This is a genomic window from Acinetobacter sp. YH12095, from assembly GCF_013419245.1.
In the GTDB taxonomy this organism is placed as follows: Bacteria; Pseudomonadota; Gammaproteobacteria; order Pseudomonadales; family Moraxellaceae; genus Acinetobacter; species Acinetobacter towneri.
The window spans coordinates 35,005-55,596 of record NZ_VPAL01000002.1; the positions used below are offsets into that span (position 1 = coordinate 35,005).

At 41.2% G+C, this 20,592-nt stretch carries 17 protein-coding genes; 8 read left to right on the forward strand and 9 right to left on the reverse strand.

The annotated features are described in order from the left end of the window. Positions 1-34: 34 nt before the first annotated feature. A complete protein-coding gene (locus FTU35_RS01865; protein ID WP_096901778.1) occupies positions 35-1,414 on the reverse strand; it encodes a wax ester/triacylglycerol synthase family O-acyltransferase in 1,380 nt (459 codons plus the stop codon). A gap of 178 nt (positions 1,415-1,592) precedes the next feature. Next, the gene (locus FTU35_RS01870; RefSeq protein ID WP_180051680.1) at positions 1,593-2,324 is read right to left on the reverse strand and encodes a phosphoadenylyl-sulfate reductase; all 732 of its coding nucleotides are present in this window, start codon (positions 2,322-2,324) and stop codon (positions 1,593-1,595) included. Between the two features lie 190 nt (positions 2,325-2,514). Here FTU35_RS01870 and thrH point away from each other — a divergent pair, with 190 nt between their 5' ends. Next, positions 2,515-3,132, forward strand: coding sequence for a bifunctional phosphoserine phosphatase/homoserine phosphotransferase ThrH (gene thrH, locus FTU35_RS01875; RefSeq protein WP_180064444.1), 618 nt, complete (start codon positions 2,515-2,517; stop codon positions 3,130-3,132). A gap of 65 nt (positions 3,133-3,197) precedes the next feature. Here the strand turns inward: thrH and FTU35_RS01880 are convergent, their stop codons facing one another. The 6 genes from FTU35_RS01880 to FTU35_RS01905 all read right to left on the reverse strand — a co-directional run bounded on the left by FTU35_RS01880 (position 3,198) and on the right by FTU35_RS01905 (position 12,065). Next, positions 3,198-4,325 carry an OmpP1/FadL family transporter gene (locus tag FTU35_RS01880; RefSeq protein ID WP_179989365.1) on the reverse strand — a complete coding sequence of 376 codons (1,128 nt, stop codon included), beginning with the start codon at positions 4,323-4,325 and terminating at the stop codon, positions 3,198-3,200. 309 nt (positions 4,326-4,634) lie between these two features. Continuing rightward, positions 4,635-6,218: an outer membrane protein transport protein gene (locus FTU35_RS01885; protein WP_180064445.1), complete on the reverse strand. Its 1,584-nt coding sequence runs from the start codon at positions 6,216-6,218 to the stop codon at positions 4,635-4,637. A gap of 356 nt (positions 6,219-6,574) precedes the next feature. Beyond that, positions 6,575-8,197, reverse strand: a complete 1,623-nt coding sequence (locus FTU35_RS01890; RefSeq protein ID WP_180064446.1) for an iron ABC transporter permease — start codon at positions 8,195-8,197, stop codon at positions 6,575-6,577. A gap of 87 nt (positions 8,198-8,284) precedes the next feature. Then, the gene (locus FTU35_RS01895; RefSeq protein ID WP_179996040.1) at positions 8,285-9,301 is read right to left on the reverse strand and encodes an extracellular solute-binding protein; all 1,017 of its coding nucleotides are present in this window, start codon (positions 9,299-9,301) and stop codon (positions 8,285-8,287) included. Between the two features lie 21 nt (positions 9,302-9,322). After that, entirely contained in the window at positions 9,323-10,441 is a 1,119-nt protein-coding gene (locus FTU35_RS01900) for an ABC transporter ATP-binding protein (protein WP_180064447.1), read from the reverse strand. A 268-nt stretch (positions 10,442-10,709) separates the two neighbouring features. After that, on the reverse strand, positions 10,710-12,065 hold the full coding sequence (locus FTU35_RS01905) for an amino acid permease (protein ID WP_178867000.1): 1,356 nt from the start codon (positions 12,063-12,065) through the stop codon (positions 10,710-10,712). A gap of 321 nt (positions 12,066-12,386) precedes the next feature. Between FTU35_RS01905 and prpF the strand changes: the two genes are divergently transcribed. Both prpF and FTU35_RS01915 read left to right on the forward strand, forming a co-directional pair. After that, on the forward strand, positions 12,387-13,577 hold the full coding sequence (prpF, locus tag FTU35_RS01910) for a 2-methylaconitate cis-trans isomerase PrpF (protein WP_180064448.1): 1,191 nt from the start codon (positions 12,387-12,389) through the stop codon (positions 13,575-13,577). A 194-nt stretch (positions 13,578-13,771) separates the two neighbouring features. Then, positions 13,772-14,707 (forward strand): polyprenyl synthetase family protein, encoded by a 936-nt coding sequence (locus FTU35_RS01915; RefSeq protein WP_178866902.1) that lies wholly within the window; start codon positions 13,772-13,774, stop codon positions 14,705-14,707. Positions 14,708-14,831: 124 nt separating this feature from the next. Here the strand turns inward: FTU35_RS01915 and FTU35_RS01920 are convergent, their stop codons facing one another. Next, positions 14,832-15,188, reverse strand: a complete 357-nt coding sequence (locus FTU35_RS01920; protein WP_180064449.1) for a hypothetical protein — start codon at positions 15,186-15,188, stop codon at positions 14,832-14,834. Positions 15,189-15,628: 440 nt separating this feature from the next. Here FTU35_RS01920 and ndhC point away from each other — a divergent pair, with 440 nt between their 5' ends. From ndhC to nuoF, 5 genes are all read left to right on the forward strand, one after another. Beyond that, complete coding sequence (gene ndhC, locus FTU35_RS01925; RefSeq protein WP_004975445.1) at positions 15,629-16,174, forward strand: NADH-quinone oxidoreductase subunit A; 546 nt, start codon at positions 15,629-15,631, stop codon at positions 16,172-16,174. Positions 16,175-16,180: 6 nt separating this feature from the next. Continuing rightward, positions 16,181-16,858, forward strand: coding sequence for an NADH-quinone oxidoreductase subunit B family protein (locus FTU35_RS01930; protein WP_004975447.1), 678 nt, complete (start codon positions 16,181-16,183; stop codon positions 16,856-16,858). An 85-nt stretch (positions 16,859-16,943) separates the two neighbouring features. After that, entirely contained in the window at positions 16,944-18,731 is a 1,788-nt protein-coding gene (gene nuoC, locus FTU35_RS01935; protein ID WP_070155070.1) for an NADH-quinone oxidoreductase subunit C/D, read from the forward strand. 14 nt (positions 18,732-18,745) lie between these two features. Next, entirely contained in the window at positions 18,746-19,255 is a 510-nt protein-coding gene (gene nuoE / locus FTU35_RS01940) for an NADH-quinone oxidoreductase subunit NuoE (RefSeq protein WP_004975451.1), read from the forward strand. Next, positions 19,252-20,589 carry an NADH-quinone oxidoreductase subunit NuoF gene (nuoF, locus tag FTU35_RS01945; RefSeq protein WP_180064450.1) on the forward strand — a complete coding sequence of 446 codons (1,338 nt, stop codon included), beginning with the start codon at positions 19,252-19,254 and terminating at the stop codon, positions 20,587-20,589. Before nuoE ends, nuoF begins: the two co-directional genes overlap by 4 nt. Positions 20,590-20,592 lie beyond the last annotated feature (3 nt).

Sequence of the window (20,592 nt, forward strand, 5' to 3'; positions counted from 1 at the left end):
TTCTATTGAATTATTTTTCTGATGGATTGACGTATCAATCCACGATTTTATTGACCCCTTCAGGTGCATCAATAATCTGTTCAAAGCGCTGAATTTCATCTTCTAAGTGTTGCAATAAGTTTTGCATTTTCGGTAAGGCATGACGACAAGCAGTTAAACCAACTTCTAATTTGTCTAAATAGCTGGTCATGGTAATGTTTAAAGCTTGTCCATCTAACACGATTGAAGCAGGGTATAGTGCATCTAGCTTTGCACCATTCCAATACAAAGGTTCACGTGGGCCAGGTACATTGGAAATAACCAAGTTAAAGGCCTGACGCTTTGGCATAATGCCTGACAAAATATTTAAACCAGCAGCGCCGTAAACAAAAGCACTATAGTTCATAATTTGATTGGCATTCATGCGCTTAAAACGCTGCTTGGCATTTTGTACACTGCGGCGCACAATTTTTAAACGCTCAAGCGGATCTTCTTTGTGCGTACCCAAGTTGGCTAAAATCATGGTGATTCGATTGGATACTTCAGAATCGTCATCACGAATAGAGGCAGGCACCATTGCAATAAGAGGTTTTTTAGGTAATGCATATTGGCTGAGTAAGTACTCACGCAATGCGCCTGAGCAAATTGCCAGCACCACATCATTAATGGTTACGCCTAAAGCTTTGGCAATACGGTGCAAACGTGCAAACTCAAAAGATTGAGCGGCAAAACGACGTGAGGCGCTCACACGTTGGTTTAAGATGGTGCTTGGTGCTTGGAAGCTGGAGACATAATCAGGGTTACGTCCCATATCTTTGGCAACAGTTTGTGATACTTCATAAACTGCGCGAGGGGTTGCTTCAAACTGACCTTTGACCCCACCAAAAATTTTCTTTAAACGGCTGACTTTCGGTTCTTTCAGACGTTTAGCACGTGGGCCTTCTACACACCAAGGGGGTACAATTCTTTTTGCATTTTCGTCATGCGAAAGGGATTTTTCCACCAAACGCATGCCTGCAATGCCATCTACCATGGCATGATGAATTTTAAAGAACATTGCAAAACGATTATCTTCAATGCCTTCAATAATATGGCAAGTCCATAAAGGTTTGGCACGATCAATCAGTGAACTGTGTTCTTGTGAAATATAAGTTAATAATTCACGAATACGGCCTGGTTTTGGCAAGGCAATATGACGGAAGTGATGATCGAGATCGAACTCTTCATCTTCATCCCAAAACAGACCATTGAGCTTATTGTTAAATGGTGCAATAGGCATCGACTTTGAATTGCGAATATCGGCAACCAAGTCTTGAATAAAAGTGGCTGGTGCATGTTCTGGAATTTGGAATAAGAATAATCCGCCCACATGCATGGGCTGTTGACGTTTTTCGAGTGATAGGAAAATAAAATCAATAGGGTGTAATGGACGCATATTGTGGATTGCCTCACTGCAATTTCTACGCTTGTTCTTATCTGAACAAGGTTTTTAGAGTTATATAAGATTTAATTCAGTATATCTTTTTTATCAAACAAATATAGTGATTTTTGCGCCATCGCAAGTCAATAAAAATCACAGTAAAACTGTGATTTTTATTGTAGTAACAGATTTGTTATTTTAAATTTCCAGCATGTAGACCGCATTCTTTGTGCGTTGCTTCTTCCCACCACCAACGACCTTCGCGTTCATGTTGATTTGGCAACACAGGGCGGGTGCAAGGTTCACAGCCAATTGAAATAAAACCTTCTTCATGCAAACGATTGTATGGAATTTCCATCATGCGAATGTAATTCCATACGTCACTGCTTGACCAGTTTGCCAGTGGATTGTATTTGATTAATTGCTTGTTAGGGCCTGAAAATCCTGCATCTGCTTGTACGACAGGAATATCTTGGCGTGTACCCGGACTTTGGTCTTTACGTTGTCCTGTAATCCAGCCGTCTAGTGTTGCCAGTTTTTTACGTAAAGGCTGAACTTTACGAATCCCACAACATTCCTGATGACCATCTTCAAAAAAGCTAAATAAGCCTTTTTCTTGTACCAACTGTTGCACTGCTTCGGTTTCAGGAAAGCAAATTTCGATCTCAATATTATAATATTTGCGTACAGTTTCTAAAAATTGATAGGTTTCAGGATGCAAACGTCCTGTATCTAAACTAAATACACGAAATGGCAAACCTAAATTGGATGCCATATCAATCAGCACCACATCCTCTGCACCTGAAAATGAAATCGCGACTTCGCCTTGCTGACTTAAGGCAAGTTTTAAAATGTCGCTCGGTGATTTATCGGCATATTCAGTCGCGAGTGCATCAACAATATCTATGGTGGGAATGGTGTGCATAAGTCTTCCTGCAGTCGGCTTGAGGGCTAATCTTTGTTCTTGAGCGAATTATTTTAATGGAATTCCTAAAAAGGTCTTATCACTAAAAAATAAATGCTTATGAATGAAATAGATTTAAAAAAGAACAAGGCAAATAGCAAATCTTCGGCTATGATAGGGAAAAACTTTTACAGGTATTTTGGGAGAACCCATGGAAATCGTATGTCTTGATCTTGAAGGTGTGTTAGTTCCAGAAATTTGGATCAACTTTGCTAAAAAAACTGGAATTAAAGAACTAGAAGCAACTACACGTGATATTCCAGACTACGATGTGTTGATGACTCAGCGTTTAAATATTTTAAAGCAGCATGGCTTGGGCTTAAATGATATTCAGGCCGTGATTGCAGACATGGGGCCATTCCCGGGCGCGAAAGAGTTTGTAGAGTGGGTGAGCACACACTTCCAATTGATTATTCTTTCAGACACGTTCTATGAGTTTGCACATCCGTTGATGCAGCAATTGGGCTGGCCAACAATTTTCTGTCACAAATTAGAAACAGATGAAAATGGCATGATTACCGCTTATAAATTGCGTCAACCTGATCAAAAACGTCAGGCTGTTAAAGCCTTACACGGTTTAAATTTCCGTGTAATTGCTGCAGGTGATTCATATAACGACACCACGATGCTAGGTGAAGCGGATCATGGTTTCTTATTTGATGCACCTGAAAATGTGATTGCAGAATTCCCACAATTCCCGCCAATTCGTGGTTATGATGCGTTAAAAGAAGCTATTCGTAATGCTTCAGTGCGTGATATTCCCGCTTAAGTTTTTAAGCTAAAAGAAAGGGCACTTTAATAAGTGCCCTTTCTTTTATGGAATCTATCAAAAAATTAGAAACGGTAACCTATTTTCATGCCATAACCGAGTGCATGGTTATCTTCAAAATCGCCCACGATATCTGTACCACGTTTTGCTTTGGCATCACCTAACCAGAAATATTTTACGCCAGCTTGAATAAAATAGTTTTCAGCAGGGCTGTATTGACCACCTAAACCTACGCTCCAGAAGCCTTCAACAGGGCCTAAAGTAGTTACAGGGTTACCTGCACCAGAATCCCAACCTACAGATGCAGAACCTGACCATTTGCTACTGAATTTGTGACCTAAACCCACAGTTGCTGAATATTGATCATCAGAATAGTCAATTAGGTTTTGACTAATTAATGGATGTGATAATAATTCTGGGCTAACTACAAAATTATCCCAATGCACCCAACGTAAGTTCGCGAATGCTAATGTATTTTTTGCAATACCAGTTTGTAAATCAAGGTTAACTGATTGAGGGGTAATTGCTTCTACTGGACTATTAACAATTTTACCAAATGGAAGTTTAGAGGTTTCAGTAGAAGATGCATTATGTTTGATTTCTGATCGATATGTAATCGAAGCTTTTAAAGCAATTTCAGGAATTTGATAAGCAAATCCTGCCAGCCAGCCAAAAGCTTCTTCCTGTTCAATTTTAATATTATATCCACTTAATGCTTTATAAGCTGCACCATATAGTTTAATTTCAGCTTCTACAGTTTGCCATACTGGGCCTGCATAAATATTCCAGTTTTCAGTAGGTTGATAACCAATTAATGCAGTTAAATTATGCGTACGGACTTCAACTTTTGTTCCTTCAGTACCGTCAGAGAAATCTGAACCATCAACTTGATAGGTTGCATCAGCACCATAAGGTTGGTCATATAACAGACCTAGGGAAATTTTATCCGTTGCTTGAACTTTAATGGCTGCAGAAGGGAAATAGTAGTCATCTCCCATATCTTCAACTTTATTACCGCTGATATCTTTACCTTTAACAGTCGGATCAAGAACCGAAATACCTGCTTCTGCATAATTACCCGGTTGTAAAAATGCAGCAATAGATTGACCAGAACGGTCTAAACCAGCAGCAAGCGCAGATGTAAGTGGGAGAGTGCTAAGTAAAATAGCCGAATAGATTTTATTGAGCTTCATGGTCGTTCCCTGATGCTTTATGTAACAAAAAGTGCAGGAAAAGTAACATATTTAAAAAAAGAGTAAATGCTCAACTTTGCAGAATAAATGAACTGAATAAGTTATAAATTGTACTTGATTAGAGTAAATGTACTATTAATTAATTTTAATTCATTGAATTTTATTGAATAATTTTTTGGACGGATGTTCGAGTAAGTATAAGTTTGATTGTTTTAAATTTGAACATTTGGTTAACACTTGTATAAAAACTGGAGGTTTTAAGTGCAAAAAAAGCCACCCTGAAGGGTGGCTCCTTTGAAAAACAAGAGATTAGAAGCGGTAACCGATTTTTAAACCGTATGCCCATGCATCGTTGTCTTCAAACTCACCAACTATACGATTACTTTCGCCTACCTGTGCAGCTGTTTGAGATTTAGCATCACCGAGCATGAAGTATTTTACACCACCTGCAATGAAGTAGTTTGGTGCAGGTGAGTACTGAACGCCAAGGCCTACGTTCCAATAACCTTCAGTTGGACCAAGAGTTGTTACAGGGTTGCCTGCACCTGAGTCCCAACCTACAGAGACATTACCTGCCCATTGGTCATTTAGTTTGCGACCAACACCAACAGTTGCAGAAATTTGATCTTCATCATAAGAGACTAAATCGAATCCCGTTGGGCGATTTACGGCATCCAATTTACCAACTGCCTCTGAGGCTAAGCCAAATTGATAAGGGCGGATTGCAAATTTTGACCATTCTACCCAACGTACATTTGCGAAGGCAACAGTATTTGCCATGATTCCAGTTTGGAAGTCTAAGTTTACAGATTGAGGCGTGGTAATACGTGTATTACCAGTAGCTTCTGTGATATCTGCTGGGTTAACATCAATTAAAGTTAATGCATTGGCAGCAGATAGATTTTCTTTAACTTGGACATCGTGATCGATTTCTGAACGATAAGTTAAGGATGCTTTTAATGCAATTTCAGGAATTTGGTAAGCAAAACCAGCTAACCAACCAATATCACCTGTTTCTTTAATCGTTGCATCATAACCATTAAAAATACTATAAGCTTGACCACGCAAACTTAAATTTCCTTTTACTGTTTGATATACTGGACCAGCGTAAAAGTTCCAATTTTCATTTGGTTGGAAGCCAAATACAAAAGATAGGCTTTGTGTATCAACATCAACTTTAGTGTTACCTGTACCAAGTGGTGCTGTAGCTGATACAGCATCAACTTGTTGCTTACCTTCTTGTATTGCTCCATCAAGAATAATACCTTTAGCAGTTTCAGTACCGCCAGATTGTGTAATTAGACCTTCTACTTGTGCTTGTAAAGTTGGTCCAAATGTAGGGTCGCTTGGTGTAATACCAGCTTTAATTAGTTGGCTTGCAACACCTGCAGTAATGATTTGTGTATCTGTTAAATCACTGAAATTTTGTAGAGGTGTATCCTGACCTGTTAGTGCATCACTAATTTGTTTACTGCCTTGAGCAATGGCTGTTTCAACTTTAGATTGAATTAATCCATCAAGTACAGGTTGAGGTAATATTGTATTTGATGCTTGTGAAACAAATGCATTATTGCCAGTATATTCGGCTTCAGCACCAAATGGTTGGTCATATAAAATACCAAATGAGAAGTTTTTGGTTGGTTGAAGTTTTAGGGCTGCGCTAGGAAAATAATAATCGCCTGCCATATCCCCAATATCTCGGCGTGTTGGTGTTTCACCTGCCTCTTTACCCGAAACACTTGGGTCTAATACAGAAATCCCTGCTTCAAAATAGTTACCCGGTTGTAAGAATGCAGCCATAGATTGACCAGAACGATCCATTGCTGCAGCAAAAGCACCTGTCATTGGTACAGTTGCTAAAATCATTGCTGTGCTAAGTGCTTTTAATTTCATTATACATTTCCCTTGGGCTATAAAGTCTTTTATGACAGTTTTTGTTGATGCTTTAAGCTTTCATCTAGGATGATTTCGGCTTGTATCCACCGAGACCATTTGTTACTCCATGTGACAAAAATATCACAATTAAAATAAGAGTAAATGCTCTAGAAAAAACTATTCAGTATAAAAATTAAACCAAATAGAGTATTTGTTCTAATAAATAGGTGATTTATATCTATTAGTGCTTGATAAATAAGAAATAAAATTAATAAATTCGCTATTGATAGAGTGTTTTTGATTGGTTAAAAAAAATACTATTTTTTATTCTAAAACCCATTGTTACTCTGCGCATTGAGTAACAATGGCACATATTAACGTGTGGTTTTTCCAAGCTTTGCCAATAAAATAACAGGAATAAGGCCGACCAATACAATTAGCAGGGCAGCCACAGCACCATCTTCATAGGTTCCTCTAGAAGCTTCTGCATACAATTGGGTGGCGAGTGTTTCCATATTTAAAGGGCGGAGCAATAAAGTTGCGGGTAGCTCTTTCATACAATCTACAAAAATTAATAAAGCTGCAGAAATAATGGCAGGACGCAATAATGGCAAATGCACACGCCATAAAATCGCAAAGCTGTTTTGCCCTAAATTACGTGCAGCATCATCAAAAACACCATGAATACGGTTATAACCAGACTCAATGCCGCCCACCGAAATAGCTAAAAAACGCACAGCGTAAGCATAAATGAGGGTAAAACTAGTACCGAGAAATAATAAACCTGTATGAATGCCTAGTTTAAATTCTAAAAAGTCGGCAATGGCATGATCAATTTTGCCCAAAGCCAACATGAGACCAATGGCTAAAACAGTTCCTGGAATGGCATAGCCTAAGCTCGAAATGCGGCTAAACCAGTTGTGTTTGCTAAAACGTGCCGCACTGACAATAAAGAAACCAATCAAAATGGTGACGATGGTGGCAAGGCTGGCAAGGATTAGTGTGTTGATTGAGGCTTGGATTAGGAAATCTGAAAAGCCTGCATATTGAATGCGTTTGTAAGATTCTACAAGTAAGTGACTGGTGGGAATTAAAAAGCCAATACAAACAGGAATTAAGCCCAAGCCTAGTAACACAAGTGCTTTAAGCCCTTTGACCGATTGTGCAGGCATTAAACGGCTGCGTTGAGCCGAGTTCATATAGCGCTGTTTACGTCGTCCTAAACGCTCTACTAACACCAATAAGGTAATAATCATCAACATGAAAATGGCAATTTGTGCGGCACTGGCTAAATCGGACTGATTGGTCCAGGTTGAATAAATCGACAAAGTTAAGGTTTTAATGCCTAAAAATTCTGTTGCACCAATATCATTAATGGTTTCCATTAAAACCAGACTAGTACCCACAGCAATTGCAGGACGTGCCAGTGGAATTGCAACACGTAAAAACACTTGATCGGGTTTTAATCCTAATGTACGTGCAACCTCAATTAAACTCGCAGATTGCATTAGAAACATCGCACGGGTGCTTAAATACACATAGGGATACAGCACAAAGCTAAGCAAGAAGATGCCGCCCCAAACTGTACGAATATTAGGAAACCAAAACTGTTGTAATTCTAAATTAAACCCATCCCGCAGGATACTTTGCACAGGGCCAATGGGGTGCAAAATGTCGATATAACTATATGCAATAATATAAGTTGGTACGGCTAAAGGCAGCAGTAAGGCCCAATCTAAAAATGCACGACCTCGGAATTGATACGCTGTTACAATCCATGCGCTGCCTGTACCAATCAGGATGGTGAGAATCCCCACACCCAACAATAAAATCCCTGTTTCTGCCAACGTGTGTGGAATTACATAACGCAGCAGATGTCCCCAAATTTCACTATCGCCTTGTAATGCTGTCCAAATTAAAGCGAGCACAGGTAAACAGGCGAGTAGTGTCAATAACCCACTGAGCGAAAATAAAAAATTAAATTTATTTTTAAGCATTGCGATAGAGGTACTAAATAAGGGGGAGGGAGCAGCAGAGCATCTTACAGTGCAAAGCGCTGCACTGTAAGACAAAAGCAGGAAATTTTAGCGGTTAAACTGGACTTTATCGACCAATAAGTTGGCGGCTTTACGGTGACGTGCAATATCGCTTAAACGAATTGAATCAATATTCAGTTTGCCAAAACTAGCGATAATCGGGTCAATTTTTACCCCAGGTTTGACAGGGTATTCAAAGCCGTTTTGTGCGTAGATGGCTTGTGCGTGATCAGAAGCTAAAAACTCGAGCAGTTGTACAGCTTCTTTACGGTTTGGTGCATGTTTAGAAACCACTGCACCCGATACGTTTACATGCGTTCCACCATTTTTAAAACGTGGTAACACAACATTAATCCCATTGCCCCAGCGCTTTTGTTCCGCATCACCTGTACGCATCGTGCCGACATAATAGGTGTTGGCAACGCCAATATCACAAATTTTACCTAAAATATCACGTGCCACATCACGGTCACCACCGCTGGCTGGGCGAGCTAAATTGGCTTTCACACCACGCAACCAAGTTTCGGCTTGTTTTTCACCATGATGGGCAATATAAGCCGCAATTAAAGCAGTGTTATATGGATGGTTGCCTGAGCGAATACAGATTTTATTTTTCCATTTTGGATTGGCTAAATCTTCATAAGTAATCGCATTAAGCGGTGTACGGTCTTTAGAGGCGTAGACTGCACGTGCACGCATCGACAAAGCATACCAATGACCATTGGCAGCTCGTAAATTGGCAGGAATTGCGCTATTTAAGGTTTTAGAACTTACGCGCTGGGTTAAACCACTTTCTACTAAATCAACCAAATTGCCAAAATCTACAGTCAGCATCACATCGGCAGGAGAACGACGACCTTCTGCTTTTACACGTTCCAATAAACCATCTTTAATAAAAACCGTATTGACTTTTACCTCAGTTTTTTGGGTAAATTCGGTTAATAAGGTTTGAATCAGCACAGGTTCGCGCGTGGTGTATAAATTGACTTCCGCTGCTTGTGCGACACTTGCACCAAATGCAAGTAAACCTGTAACAAGCAATGATAAATTAGACAGTGGTTTCATGCAGTATTCCTAATTAAAAATTTAAACCTGAACAGCAGCTTGAGTAGAAGATGAAGCAGTGGGTGATTGTTCATCAGACGCCAAGAAATAACAGCTGTTTAAATTGACAGAAACATAGACTTGTTCAGCGGGCTGAATATCTTGAAGATGACTGACTTGCGCCAAAAGAGTGAGATCGTGATCGCGTAGTTTTAGACGCAGTTGTTGCGCATGTCCCATAAAACTTGATGACACAACGCTTGCGGGCAACGCATTTTCACTTGGTGTTTGGCTGACACGCAATTGATGCGGGCGGAAGCAGCAGACCAGTGAATCTTGAGCGTTTACATGTTCTGGTAAATCAATCTTGCCAAATACAGTGTGAATTTCTTGCTGCTTGATGCGCGTTGGAATTTCATTCAACGAAGAAAAATATCGTGCAGCAAACAACGTTTTCGGCTGTAAATAAAGTTGTTTCGGTGAACCAATTTGAATAATTTGCCCTTGATGCATCAAAATAATTTGATCGGCAATTTGCAATGCTTCTTCTGGGTCATGTGTCACGATAACCGTAGTCGTTGCAGTTTGTTTGAGGAGTTGAATGGTATTTTGACGAATTTGATCACGCAGACGATGATCCAAATTTGAAAAAGGTTCATCCATCAACAAAACTTGCGGTTCTGGTGCTAAGGCACGTGCTAAGGCAACGCGTTGTTGTTCGCCGCCCGAAAGTGTATATGGATAGCTGTCTTGATGATGCAACATGGAAACATGCGCTAAAGCTTGTTTGGCAATGGTTTCCCGCTGCGCTTTGGGAAATTTCTTTAAGCCAAACATAACATTGTCTAACACACTTAAATGTGGGAAAAGTGCATAATCCTGAAACACTAAACCAATATTGCGTGCTTCCGTAGGAATCTGTGCTTGCTCACTCCACAAGGTATTTTGTTCCAGTTGGATTGTGCCGCTGCTTGGTGTTTCCAAGCCTGCAATCAGACGTAGCATTGTGGTTTTGCCGCAGCCTGAATGACCTAATAAACACACAATTTGTCCACTCATCGCTGACCATGTTGCTTGTTGCACTGCAAAACGCGAACCAAACTTTTTACTGAGCTGTTGGATCGTCAAGACATTGGCAGGTTGAGCAGCGTACGCATTCATAGTTTATTCACACGACAAATTTTGTGCTCAAATGATAACTAAGAACTCTTCTCATGTAGAGTCTTTTTATCATTTAGAATGTAAATGATGTAGCTTTTGCTACAAAAAAGTTGAAATATCAACTGAAAAGAATGGGTTGGAATTTAAATTATTTTAAGTGCAGCACTTTATTTATGGGCTATTAAAAGGGGGGCTTAAAAGCAAAAAGTTACTGCCGAAGCAATAACTTTTTAATTTTTAGAAATCTGTACTATGCGTACTATGCAAATTAAGGTTTTTTCGCATTAAGCACTCTAAATAAAATGTACATCAAGACCACCCATAGAGGAATCATAATGACTGATTCTTTAAAGCCTTGTGTCCACATAATATAAAGTACCACTGCAATAAACGCTAAAACCAAATAGTTGCTAAATGGTGACCATAGCGCAGGGAACTTAGTTGGAATCGCTAATTTTTTCAGTGTGCTGGTAAATTTAAGGTGAGTCAAACTGATCATCGCCCAGTTTAAAACCAATGCACCCACAACAATATACATGAGGTGGCTTAAAGCTTCTTCGGGTACAAAGTAGTTCAACAATACACAGCCGAAAATTAATACCGCAGAGAATAATACTGCTGGAATTGGCACACCTTGTTTATTCACTTTTAGGAAAATTTTTGGTGCGTTACCTTGTTTGGCCAAACCAAACAGCATACGGCTGTTGGCATACATCCCACTGTTATACACAGAAAGTGCCGCAGTCAAAATCACGAAATTCAGTAAGTGCGCTGCCCATTCAATGCCCATTTGACTAAAAATCATTACGAATGGACTTTTATCTAAACCACCTAAATCTAACTGATTCCAAGGCACTAAAGACAATAGAATGGTGAGTGAACCGATATAGAAAATTAGAATACGGAACACCACTTGGTTAATGGCTTTAGGAATGGTTTTTTCAGGATCTTGCGCTTCTGCGGCAGCCATACCAATCAACTCAATGCCGCCAAAGGCAAACATGAGGAATGCAAGCATGAAGAACAGACCTTCAAAGCCATTCGGGAAGAACCCCCCATGCGCCCAAAGGTTGCTGAATGATGCGGTTGAATTGGCATCTGCAGAAAGTAAGAGATATAAACCAAACACAATCATCGAAACCACAGCAGCGACTTTAATGATTGCTAGCCAGAACTCTGATTCACCGTAGAACTTTACATTGCCCAAGTTAATAATGGTAATCACAATGAAAAAGAACAGTGCCGATGTCCAAGCAGGAATATGCGGCCACCAATAGTTAATGTATTTGGCAACTGCGGTGAGTTCTGCCATTGCCACCAAAATATACAAAATCCAATAGTTCCAACCTGCTAAAAAGCCGGGGAATTTACCTGCATATTTATAGGCAAAGTGACTGAATGATCCTGCAACGGGCTCATGAACAATCATTTCCCCCAATTGGCGCATAATTAAAAATGCAATAAGACCACCAATGGCGTAACCCAAAATAATAGAAGGGCCAGCAGATTGGATGACCTGCGCGGAACCTAAGAATAAGCCTGTACCAATTGCGCCACCCATGGCAATCAATTGAATATGGCGGTTCTTTAAGCCACGCTGAAGTTGTGAAGACTCGTTGTTCAAAGTATTCAGCCCGACAAGGAAAAAGTGACAAGATTGTAATAGATCAAATTTCATTAGCCTAGTAGCTAGGCAATAATGAAATAAATTTATGATAAATATTAAAATATTTTATGGTTTTTATTTGTATAAAAGATAAGTGAATCAATATATTAATTTTATTTTTGCCTTATAAATCAAGATGACTGGTTAGGGTGAAATTTACCAAATGTTGTTTTTTTATACTTAAGTCAAGACCGCGATACCTTTTGAATAAAAACCGTTATGATGCAAAAGGGTCTTTTTATATGGCCATAACAATCAAAAAACAAGGGAATAAAATTCATGCGTTTTGCACCACAAGTTAAAATTCCAGCAACATATATGCGTGGCGGTACCAGTAAAGGTGTATTTTTTAAACTTGATGATTTACCTGCAGCAGCCCAGCTGCCAGGCAAAATTCGAGATCAAATTTTATTGCGTGTGATTGGCAGTCCAGACCCTTATGCCAAGCAAATTGATGGAATGGGCGGTGCAAGCTCAAGTACCAGTAAAACCGTAATTTTAGCCAAAAGCACTCAACCCGATCACGATGTCGATTATTTGTTTGGGCAAGTTTCGATTGATCAGCCATTTGTCGATTGGAGTGGCAACTGCGGTAACTTAACAGCTGCAGTCGGTGCATTTGCGATCAGCAATGGCTTGGTTGATGCCAGTAAAATTCCACAAAACGGCATTTGTACCGTACACATTTGGCAAAAAAATATTGAAAAAACCATAATCGCGCATGTGCCAATGATAAATGGTCAGGTGCAAGAAACGGGTGATTTTGAGTTGGATGGCGTGACTTTTCCTGCCGCAGAAGTACAAATTGAATTCTTAGACCCTGCCGATGATGGCGAAGAAGGTGGGGCAATGTTCCCCACTGGAAATGTGGTGGATACTTTGCATGTGCCAGATATAGGAACATTTCAAGCGACCTTTATTAATGCGGGTATTCCAACAATTTTCCTAAATGCAAAAGAAATTGGTTATACAGGCACAGAACTGCAAGATGCAATCAATGGCGATGCACAAGCTTTGGCACGTTTTGAAACCATTCGCGCTTATGGTGCTAAACAAATGGGTTTGATTCAGGAAATTGCTGAAGCTGAAAAACGCCAACATACGCCAAAAATTGCCTTTGTTTCTGCGCCAAAAAGTTATGTATCTTCAAGTGGTAAACAAATTCAGGCTGAAGATACCGATTTATTGGTACGTGCATTGTCGATGGGTAAATTACACCATGCCATGATGGGCACAGCAGCAGTCGCGATTGGTACAGCCGCAGCTATTCCGGGAACATTGGTCAACTTGGCTGCAGGTGGGGGTGCGCGTGAAGCTGTACGTTTTGGACATCCATCAGGTACGCTTCGTGTGGGTGCGCAAGCCGTGCAGGAAAATGGACAATGGCAAGTCAAAAAAGCTGTGATGAGCCGTAGTGCACGTGTATTAATGGAAGGTTGGGTGCGTGTACCTGCGGAAACATTAGAATAAGTTTTGTTTGCAGTGCAAGGCGCAGTGAAGGATAGGATAGACGAAGTGTCATAGACTCTAGTTAACTAAATACAGCCTCTATTTCGATAGGGGCTTTCTTATGGCTGAAATGTTATATCAGTTCAGTTAAGGCTTAAAAAACTTTGAATTACAGGTACAATGCTGCAACACAGGCAGCTTACTGCTTATTAGACATGAACCAACCACTCGAGGCGAATGTGTCATCACTTCACGATTTACAGGCGCATGCATTAACCGCAGCCCAACAACGTATTCAGCAAGACTTGCTTACCGCTTTAGAGGCTTTTGCATTGCCAGAACCGTTAAAGTCTGCCGTGCATCATGCCGTCATGTTGGGTGGAAAACGTGTTCGCCCTGCCTTGTGTTATGCCACCGCAGCATTAAGACCGAATCAAAACTCTGCTGCGGTACGCCGTGCTGCAGTTGCGATTGAGCTGATTCATTGCTATTCATTGGCACATGATGACTTGCCGTGTATGGACAATGACTTGTTGCGTCGTGGGCAACCGACGTGCCATGCAGCGTATGGTGAAGATACAGCATTGTTGGCAGGCGACATTTTACAGTCGATGGCATTTGAAATTTTAGGCAGTCGTTTGTTTGATCAGGCTGTTGCAGTAGATCAAGGCATTGTGCTCAAACAGATGCAAATTTTAGCCACTGCTTCTTCAAAAATGGTCTGTGGACAGGTTTTAGATTTGCAGTCTGAAGGTAAACAGGTTGATCAGGCGACTTTGGAGAATATCCACCGCAATAAAACAGGGGCTTTAATTTCTGCAGCGGTGATGATGGCAGCTGTGACCGTGTTTGATGGGCGAGATAAAGCGATTCCACAATTGCGTGAATATGCGCAGGCGATTGGTTTAGCCTTTCAGGTACAAGACGATATTTTAGATATTATTTCGGATACTGAAGTGTTAGGTAAAACTGCGGGGAAAGATGAACAAGTTGAAAAGTCGACCTATCCTGCACTCATGGGCTTGGAAAAAGCACAGGCTTATGCACAAGAATTGCACGATCAAGCCTTTGCTGCATTGGCATATTTTAAAACTGATACCGTCTTAGAGTTACAGCAGATTTCAGAGTTTTTATTGTCACGTAAAAGCTAAATTATTCTAGATGGAGGGCTTGTGGCTCTCAATACTCAAAAGCGAGCAGATGCTCGCTTTTTTGTGCTTTATGAAAGTGTTGGCTGTTTTAAGCAACACACTTTAATGCAGATTCTATACGGCTTTATTCTTGTAGCGTTGCATCAGGTGGTAAAATTGCTTTGCCTTGTTTTAAGCTGTCTAAAGCCTCGCGGTTAAAATCTACCAACAAAGAATTATTTTGTGGATCAATCGCATAACGGCTAATTAATTTTTGATCGCCTTGTAAGGTTTCAAGGCGGTATTCATCTGTAATATTCATAATGCCGTCTAAATTAATGGTGGCAGATGCTTTGTCTTGGCGAAATAACTCGTAAATATCACGCAGGTCAAAAATTGCATTTTGTGCGTCAGGATGTTTTTCAAAATAATTTTGCAAATGACGAATAAATAATTGCGCAAACATAAAGTAATTTGGTTTGTGGGTATAGTCTAAGCTCATGTGTTTACTCCTTATTATTCAAATTTTTAATGCTTACTAGGAATAGCACACTCTGGGTGAAAAATTAAAGAAACTCAGGGTCTAAGTTGCAAAAACTACACAAAATTTTGTGCGGCTTAAACTAAGCTGAAACCTGAAGTTGCGATGATCTCTCTATAAATTTAAAAACTTTGCAACGAACCGCTCAATTGGTGTTTTGGAAAAAATAATCACAACTGACTTATCTATTTGTTAAAGCGATTAAGAGCCCTACGGAGTAGTGGAATTCTAAAATATCAAGTATTTGAATAAAAAATCATCCGAAAGACTAAGACTTATGAACTAGCAAGTGAAATCATAAATCAGGTACAATTGGCGTGATTAATTTTGTGTTTGGTGTATTTGAAGGCCAATACATACATTCTTTGTTAATAAATAGGCCTGCCAGGAGTTATCCCCGCATGAGTGCCATTACTCCATACGAATGGGCAATTATTGCCTTCGTGATCGGCGTTACATTTTTATGCGTCTTTATGCTGACCGTTCCTTTACTCCTTGGGGGTAAATCATGGGGGCGTGCGAAGCAAGAGCAGTTTGAGTCGGGTGTTGTAGGTGCTGGTGGAGCACGTATCCGCTTATCTGCAAAGTTCTATTTGGTTGCAATTTTCTTCGTTGTTTTCGACTTAGAAGCACTTTATCTATACGCATGGGCAGCTTCTGTTCGTGAAGTAGGTTGGGTGGGCTTTGCAACGGCTGCTGTATTTATTTTAGTTTTACTCGTTGGCTTAATTTATGAATTATCAACTGGTGCGCTGAACTGGGCTCCATCTGATAAGCGTAAAGCAGCAGGGATTAAACCTAAAATTGGTTCGCCAAATATGGATCTTGCAGAAATCACACGCTTTAACTCAATTGAAGAATTGGTAACGGACCCTACCGGTCAAATTCCAGCTCAATCCTCTGGTCGTGTAAAAAAATCTGCGACTACCTCATCTGACAAGGAGTAACTCGGGATGAAATATACCTTAACCCGTGCGAATCCCGATGCTGATCAATATCCACTTCAAGAGCGTCAGATCGTAACCGATCCGCTTGAAGAAGAAGTGAATAAAAATGTGTTCATGACTCGTTTAGAGGACTTGGCACATACAGCAGTAAACTGGGGACGTAAGAACTCAGTTTGGCCGTTTAACTTTGGTACATCGTGCTGCTACGTAGAGTATGCAACTACCTTAACAGGTGTGCATGACTTGTCACGTTTTGGTGCAGAAGTTATTCGTGCTTCACCGCGTCAGGCAGACTTGATGATTGTTGCAGGTACGTGTTTTGTGAAAATGGCACCTGTAATTCAACGTTTGTACGAGCAAATGCTTGAGCCTAAGTGGGTAATCTCAATGGGCGCATGTGCAAACTCAGGTGGTATGTACGACATTTATTCAGTTGTGCAAGGTGTGGATAAAATCATTCCTGTGGATGTGTACATTCCGGGTTGCCCACCACGTCCTGAAGCATTAATCCAAGCATTGATGTTATTACAAGACCAAATTCAATTAGAGCGTCGTCCGTTGTCTGCGGTGATTGGTGATGATCTTAAGCCAGTATATAAGCCGAAGATGATGCCAGAACGTGACCGTAAGAATGCGCAGCGTATTGCGGTGAAAAACTTACGCTCTATGGATGAAATTAAATAATTTAAACGTACAAATATTGATGCACCCGACGGGTGTAGTTGTCGTTTAGGTTGACTGAATTTGTATTAAATAGGAAGCCAAGCCAATGGCTGAAACTGACATTGCTATGCCAGAATCAACTGCAGTTGATTCACGCCCAGCATTTGCAATTGTAGAAGAGCTCAAAACCAAATTTGGTGAGAACTTCTACGTGCAAACGACTTTTGAAGATTTTCCAACAGTCTGGGTTGAGCGCGCACGTGTACAAGAAGTTTTAATGTTCTTGCGTACAGTGTCACGTCCATACGTGATGTTGTTCGACTTGTCTGCGGTAGATGAGCGTTTGCGTACTCACCGCGATGGTCTACCTGCGTCTGACTTTACTGTGTTCTATCACTTGTTATCGCTTGAGCGTAACACGGACATTCGTATTAAAGTTGCGTTGAATGAGAGTGATCTCAACATTCCAACAGCAACCAACATTTGGCCAAATGCCAACTGGTACGAGCGTGAAGCTTACGATATGTTTGGTATCAACTTCGAAGGGCATCCAATGCTTCGTCGTATCTTGTTGCCAACATATTGGGAAGGTCATCCGTTACGCAAAGAGTATTCTGCACGTGCAACGGAATATACACCGTATATGCAGAACCAAGCCAAACAAGACTTCGAGCAAGAACACCTTCGCTTTGTGCCTGAAGATTGGGGCTTAAAGCGCGGTAATAAAGACGAAGACTTCATGTTCCTGAACTTGGGTCCTAACCACCCATCTGCGCACGGTGCGTTCCGTGTAATTTTGCAGTTGGATGGTGAAGAAGTGAAAGACTGTGTGCCAGATATCGGCTATCACCACCGTGGTGTGGAAAAGATGGCTGAGCGTCAAACTTGGCATTCATTCATTCCTTATACAGACCGTGTGGACTACTTGGGTGGTTGTGCGCAAAACATGCCGTATGTCATGGGTGTGGAACAACTGGCAGGCATTACTGTGCCAGACCGCGCACAATGTATCCGTGTCATGATGTCGGAATTGTTCCGTATCAATAACCACTTATTGTTCATTGGTACTGCAATTCAGGATGCGGGCGGTATGACCCCTGTATTCTATATGTTCGCAGACCGTCAAAAAATCTACGATGCGATTGAAGCTATTACCGGTTACCGTATGCACCCAGCATGGTTCCGTATCGGTGGTACCGCACACGACTTACCAAACAATTGGCAACACCTGATTCGTGAAATCTTAGAGTGGATGCCAAAACGTATGAACGAATACTACACTGCGGCATTACGCAACTCGGTATTCATGGGTCGTACGCAAGGCGTAGCGCAGTATGATGCGAAATCTGCCTTGGCTTGGGGTGTGACAGGTACTGGTTTACGTGCAACAGGTATCGACTTTGACGTGCGTAAATACCGTCCATACAGTGGTTATGAAAACTATGACTTTGACGTGCCAGTAGAGTACGAAGGCGATGCTTACGCACGTGTATTGGTTCACTTCCGTGAAATTGAAGAGTCATTGAAAATCATCAAACAATGTCTAGATAACATGCCTTCTGGTCCATATAAAGCGGATCATCCATTGGCTGTTCCACCACCAAAAGACAAGACATTACAAGATATTGAAACCTTGATTACGCACTTCTTAAGCGTGTCTTGGGGTCCTGTAATGCCTGCTGGTGAAGCATCTGTAATGGCAGAAGTGGTGAAAGGTGCATCTAACTACTACTTGACTTCAGATAAGTCAACGATGAGTTACCGTACCCGTATTCGTACACCAACTTTCACGCATTTACAGCAAATGCCTTCTGTGATTAACGGCAGTCTGGTATCTGACTTAATCATTTATTTAGCGACCATTGACGTCGTAATGGCAGACGTGGATCGCTAAGGGGTAAACGCATTATGATGATTTTGACTGATAAAAAGCCACGTGTGAATGTTGAAGGGATTTTAACTGCGGAAGAAATCCATGAAATTGAACATCACATTGGTCATTATCCGTACCCACGTGCAGCATCTTTAGATGCCTTGAAGTGTGTACAGCGCCGTAATGGCTGGGTAGATGACGCGCAGTTAAATGCAATTGCACAACTTCTCACCATCAGCGTTGCTGATTTAGAAGGTGTTGCAACATTCTATAACCGTATTTATCGCCAGCCTGTAGGTCGTCACGTGATTTTATTGTGTGACTCAATTGCATGCTTCTTGATGGGTGCAGAAACACTGGCAGAAGCATTCCAGCGTGAATTAGGCATTCAGTTTGGTCAAACGACTGCAGATGGTCGTTTCACGTTATTGCCAATTTGCTGTTTAGGAAATTGCGACAAGGGACCAACCTTGATGATTGATGAAGATACTCACGGTTTAGTTGAGGTGACATCGGTGCAACAGTTATTGGAGAAGTATGTATGAATACCGAACCAAGACCAATTTATGGTGACGGTAACCCAGAAACGCATCCATTAACTTGGCGTTTAAGCAAGCAAGAGCACGTGCGTAATGCAGATGATTACGAAGCGCTAGAAGGTTATGCGGGCTTTAAGAAAGCGATTTCTATGCCGCCTAAAGATGTGCTTGAAGTCATTAAAGCTGCGACAGTAAAAGGTCGTGGTGGTGCAGGCTTCCCAGCAGGGATCAAATGGTCACTGATGGCGCCAAACGACAATTCAGGTCCACGTTACCTGATTTGTAATGCCGATGAGATGGAGCCGGGTACTTTCAAAGACCGTTTGTTGATGGAAAAACTTCCTCACCAACTGATTGAAGGTATGTTGATTGCAGCTTATACGCTTGAAGCTACACACGGTTATATCTTTATTCGTGGCGAATACATCGAAGCTGCACAGTACTTAAATGAAGCAATTGAGCAAATTCGTGCCAAAGGTTATTTGGGCGAAAACATTTTAGGTACAGGTTGGGGCTTTGAGTTATACGTGCACACAGGCGCAGGTCGTTATATATGTGGTGAAGAAACTGCATTGATTAACTCGCTTGAAGGTCGTCGTGCAAACCCTCGTACTAAACCACCATTCCCGCAAGTTGCAGGGGCATGGGGTCGTCCAACGATTGTCAACAACGTAGAAACCTATAACAACTTACCTGCAATCATGTTACGTGGTGCAGAGTGGTATATCGGTTTATCTGCAGGTAAATCGAAAGACCCTGGCACAAAAATTTACGGTGCTTCTGGTAAGGTGAAATTCCCAGGTCTATGGGAGCTTCCATTTGGTACGACTGCACGTGAAGTAATTGAAGACTATGCGGGTGGCATGCGTGATGGCTTGAAGCTAAAAGCATGGTTACCGGGTGGTGCATCTACCGACTTCTTGGCAGCAGAACACATTGACTTGCCTATGGATGCAGAAAGCATCATGAAGGCAGGTTCACGTTTAGGCACGTGTTTGCTTATGGTGGTCGATGAAACCCAGTGTATGGTTTCTGCAACCCGTAACTTAGAAGAATTCTTTGCGCGCGAATCATGTGGTTTCTGTACCCCATGTCGTGATGGTTTACCGTGGGCTGTAAAAGCACTCAAAGCAATTGAAAATGGCGAAGGGAAAGAAGAAGACATTCAACATCTTCAAGAACTCACCAAAAAATTGTGGATTGGTAAGACCTTCTGTGCTCACGCACCAGGTGCGATGGAGCCATTAATGGGCGCACTCAAATATTTCCGTGGCGAGTTTGAAGCAAAAGTGGCAAATAGCCGTCCTGCTGCTCAAGCTAGCAACGTAGAACAAGCTTAAGGA

Excerpts from the sequence above, each read along its gene's own strand:
- FTU35_RS01865 (WP_096901778.1), bottom strand. The coding sequence starts at position 1,414 with ATGCGTCCATTACACCCTATTGATTTTATTTTCCTATCACTCGAAAAA.
- FTU35_RS01870 (WP_180051680.1), bottom strand. The coding sequence starts at position 2,324 with ATGCACACCATTCCCACCATAGATATTGTTGATGCACTCGCGACTGAA.
- thrH (WP_180064444.1), top strand. The coding sequence starts at position 2,515 with ATGGAAATCGTATGTCTTGATCTTGAAGGTGTGTTAGTTCCAGAAATT.
- FTU35_RS01880 (WP_179989365.1), bottom strand. The coding sequence starts at position 4,325 with ATGAAGCTCAATAAAATCTATTCGGCTATTTTACTTAGCACTCTCCCA.
- FTU35_RS01885 (WP_180064445.1), bottom strand. The coding sequence starts at position 6,218 with ATGAAATTAAAAGCACTTAGCACAGCAATGATTTTAGCAACTGTACCA.
- FTU35_RS01890 (WP_180064446.1), bottom strand. The coding sequence starts at position 8,197 with ATGCTTAAAAATAAATTTAATTTTTTATTTTCGCTCAGTGGGTTATTG.
- FTU35_RS01895 (WP_179996040.1), bottom strand. The coding sequence starts at position 9,301 with ATGAAACCACTGTCTAATTTATCATTGCTTGTTACAGGTTTACTTGCA.
- FTU35_RS01900 (WP_180064447.1), bottom strand. The coding sequence starts at position 10,441 with ATGAATGCGTACGCTGCTCAACCTGCCAATGTCTTGACGATCCAACAG.
- prpF (WP_180064448.1), top strand. The coding sequence starts at position 12,387 with ATGCGTTTTGCACCACAAGTTAAAATTCCAGCAACATATATGCGTGGC.
- FTU35_RS01915 (WP_178866902.1), top strand. The coding sequence starts at position 13,772 with ATGAACCAACCACTCGAGGCGAATGTGTCATCACTTCACGATTTACAG.
- FTU35_RS01920 (WP_180064449.1), bottom strand. The coding sequence starts at position 15,188 with ATGAGCTTAGACTATACCCACAAACCAAATTACTTTATGTTTGCGCAA.
- ndhC (WP_004975445.1), top strand. The coding sequence starts at position 15,629 with ATGAGTGCCATTACTCCATACGAATGGGCAATTATTGCCTTCGTGATC.
- FTU35_RS01930 (WP_004975447.1), top strand. The coding sequence starts at position 16,181 with ATGAAATATACCTTAACCCGTGCGAATCCCGATGCTGATCAATATCCA.
- nuoC (WP_070155070.1), top strand. The coding sequence starts at position 16,944 with ATGGCTGAAACTGACATTGCTATGCCAGAATCAACTGCAGTTGATTCA.
- nuoE (WP_004975451.1), top strand. The coding sequence starts at position 18,746 with ATGATGATTTTGACTGATAAAAAGCCACGTGTGAATGTTGAAGGGATT.
- nuoF (WP_180064450.1), top strand. The coding sequence starts at position 19,252 with ATGAATACCGAACCAAGACCAATTTATGGTGACGGTAACCCAGAAACG.